At 54.9% G+C, this 3,794-nt stretch carries 2 protein-coding genes; both read left to right on the forward strand.

From position 1 onward, the window contains the following. Positions 1 to 1,630 (forward strand): site-specific DNA-methyltransferase (locus ENZ75_RS24650; protein ID WP_164887973.1); only part of this gene is annotated, 1,630 nt, incomplete at its 5' end. After that, positions 1,627 to 3,794: DEAD/DEAH box helicase family protein (locus ENZ75_RS24655; protein ID WP_128278381.1), on the forward strand; the 2,168-nt coding region annotated here is incomplete at its 3' end. The genes ENZ75_RS24650 and ENZ75_RS24655, both read left to right, overlap by 4 nt.

Consider the following 3,794-nt stretch of genomic DNA (forward strand, 5'->3'; position numbering starts at 1 on the left):
GCCTTCGATCGAACCACGTATTCTGGTTCCAGATGATGATTTCTCGCATATCGCAAGCGAGAAGAAGACTGGGGATCTTTATGCGAACTCTCTGATTCAGGCCGATAATCTATTAGCGCTTAAATCCCTCCAAGACGAGATCGGAGGTATGGTGAAGTGCATTTTTATTGACCCTCCGTATAATACCGGATCTGCATTTGAGCAATACCAGGATGGTGTTGAGCATTCTCTTTGGCTAAATTTACTAAACGATCGAATTAAGCTTCTCTACAATCTATTGGAGCCAACCGGTTCCTTCTGGGTGAGCGTTGATGACAACGAAGCGCATTATCTGAAAGTTATGTGCGACGAGGTGTTTGGTAGAGGTAATTTTATCGCGAATGTAGTCTGGCAGAAAAAGTATACCGTTTCCAACGACGCTAAGTATTTCAGCGACAACCACGATCATATTTTGGTGTACGCAAAAGAGCGAGAACGTTGGTCCCCCAATCGCCTGCCCCGCTCTGATGAAATGAATGCACGATATTCAAATCCGGACAATCATCCGAAAGGTCCATGGAAGGCTACACCACTGCACGCGAAGAGCGGCAGCGCGAAGGCAAAAGGATTCAGCTTTCAGTTCAAGAATGGGTTCGTTTGGCGGCCCCCTTCAGGAACCTTTCCAAGATTCTCTGAAGAGTCGTTGCGACGGATGGACGAGAACAGCGAGATTTGGTTTGGACAAGGCGGCACTTCACAGCCATCACGAAAGACCTTTCTTTCGGAGTTGTCGAATACGGGAACCCCACCGCTGACAGTGTGGCTAAGTTCAGATGTCGGGCATAATCATGAGGCCAAAACCGAGGTAAAGGCATTCAATCCGGATGATGTCTTCGCCACTCCAAAACCCGAGCGCTTGCTTCAGCGGATTCTTCACATTGCCACTAGTCCCGGTGATCTCGTCCTCGATTCATTCGCAGGGTCCGGGACCACGGGGGCAGTCGCGCACAAAATGGGCCGTCGTTGGATCATGGTCGAGTTGGGCAACCATGCTGTCACCCACATTGTCCCGAGGCTGAGGAAAGTCATAGATGGCGATGATCCTGGCGGCATAACGGCAGCGACCGGATGGGAAGGCGGAGGCGGGTTTCGGTTCTATCGCCTTGCGCCGTCGCTTCTGGAAAAAGACCGTTTCGGCAATTGGGTTATATCCAAGGAATACAATGCTGCCATGCTAGCCGAGGCGCTCTGCAAGCATCTAGGCTTCACCTATGCGCCCAGCCAAGACCCGGCCGAATACTGGCGGCACGGGTACTCGACCGAAAGCGATTTCGTATTCGTGACGACCCAGTCGCTGACCTATGACGCGCTGAAAAAGCTATCGGAGGAAGTCGGATCCAAGCGCAGCCTGCTGGTTTGCTGCAAGGCCTTTAACGCGAAGGAAGACAGTTTTCCGAACCTGACGGTGAAGAAGATTCCTCATTCAATCCTCGCGAAGTGCGAATGGGGTCGAGACGACTATTCGCTAAAAATTGCGAACCTGCCGGAGAAGGTGGATTTCGATGAGGTGGCGGAGCCGGACGCGTCGAAGCGCGGCAAAGCCGCAGCGGCAGCCTTGCCGCTTTTTGACAATGCGGAGGATGAGGCATGACCTCCCAACGGCTGCTTCAGCAGATAAAGGCTCGCCTTTCACTGCGCACGCCCCAGGCTGAGGCGCTCGACATCTTGGCGGACGTGCTCAACACCATCGAATTTTCCAAGGGCGCTGATCCCGTCGTCGCACTTGACGCAATCAAGGCGACCTATGCCACGGTGACGGATTTCGAGCGCGATTTCCCGTCGCTCTGTTTCGCGCTTGCGACAGGGGTCGGCAAGACGCGCCTCATGGGCGCTTTCATTGCCTATCTCTATCTCTCAGGACGGTCGAAGCACTTCTTTATCCTCGCACCGAACACCACTATTTACGACAAGCTCGTCGACGATTTCAGTCGGCAGAACTCCTCAAAATACGTATTCCGGGGCATCGCTGAATTCGCGCAGCTTCCGCCCATAGTCGAGACCGGGGACAACTGGGAACGCGGCTACGCCGTGCGTGGCGACCTTCTGGGCCAGACCGCTATCGTGTTCATCTTCAACATCGACAAGGTGAACAAGGAGCAGGGGCGCATCCGTAAGCTCCATGAATATATCGGCGAGTCCTATTTCGAGTACCTGTCGGCCCTTCCGGACCTTGTCCTCTTGATGGACGAAGCGCACCGCTATCGCGCCAAGGCGGGCATGAACGCCATTGCCGAACTGAAACCTGTTATCGGCCTCGAATTGACGGCGACACCACGTTCGGTTGGAGCCAAATCGGTTGCGTTCAAGAACGTGGTTCTCGATTACCCGCTTGGACAGGCGATGGCCGAGGGCTATGTGAAAGACCCGGCCGTCGCCACTCGCGAAGGGTTTCGCGTCGACAGCATCACGCCGGAACAGCTTGAACGGATGAAGCTTGAGGACGGGATTCACTGCCATGAAAACACTAAGGCAGAGCTAGCGATCTATGCACAACAGACCGGGCGCAAGCTTGTCCATCCCTTCATGTTGGTCGTGGCGCAAGACACCACGCACGCCAGCGAAATCCGGCGATACCTGGAATCGGATGGTTTCTTTCGGGGGCGCTACCAGGGTCGCGTGATCGAGGTTCATTCCGGAACGCGCGCGGAGGAGACTGAAGAGGCGACCGAGAAGCTTGTCGCACTGGAGCATGATGCGACGACCGATATCGTCATTCACGTCAACAAACTGAAGGAAGGCTGGGACGTAACCAACCTCTACACGATCGTCCCATTGCGCGCATCGGCTTCCGACATTCTGACGGAGCAGACGCTTGGACGTGGCCTGCGGTTGCCTTATGGCCAGCGCACGGGCGTGGAAGCCGTCGATCGCTTGACCGTCATCGCGCATGACAGGTTCGACGACGTAATCAAGGCAGCGCGCGATCCGGACTCGCTCATCTCGATTAGGAAGACCGTCATTGTCGGCGGCAGCGGCGACGTGTCGAATCTCGGCGCGCATGTGGTCGAAGCTCCTTCGAATGTTGAAACGATGCTTACCGGAAAAGCGGGAGCGTTTGAGGAATCCGAACAAACGTCTTACGTCTTCGAGACCCAGGAAGAGCGTGAGGTAGCGAAAGTCGCTTGGGATGTGATCCAGCGCGAGTTCGAACGCCGGATCAAGACCGGGATCGAAAAACTCGACACGCCAGAGATACAGGCTGAAATCACCAGCATCGTGAAGGCGGTCATGGCACCTGAACAGCGATGGTTCGAAAGTTTCGAACGAAAAACCGATGTCGCAGCGACCGTCGCTAAAGTCACGAAACAGATCGTCATGCACACGATTTCGATTCCCGAAATCGTCGTGCTGCCGACGACGCAGGTAAATTTTGGATTCAAGGATTTCGACCTTTCGAATCTCGAAACAATCGCCAGGCAGCCGCTCTCCGATCAGATCATGGTCCAACGACTCCGCGACGAGACGCGCGCCTTCCTTGCTCGCACGGTGGAAGGCTCGAAGGAAGAACGCTTAGAGAGCTATGTTGTCCGCCATCTCATGGACATGCCAGAGGTCGATTACGACACGCAGAGCGAGCTTCTGTTCAAGCTGGCGGGGCAGATGGTGGCGCGGCTTCAATCATACCTTGCGACCTCCGAGGACGTGGAGAACGTCCTTTTGACGCACGGCAAAGATCTCGCCAGGTTCATTTTCCAGCAGATGATGACGCACTATTGGGAGACCCCGACCGATTACCGAGCTAGCGTCTCAAGGGG

Origin of the sequence: Mesorhizobium sp. M7A.F.Ca.CA.002.04.1.1 (assembly GCF_004022805.1) — a bacterium.
GTDB lineage: Bacteria > Pseudomonadota > Alphaproteobacteria > Rhizobiales > Rhizobiaceae > Mesorhizobium > Mesorhizobium ciceri.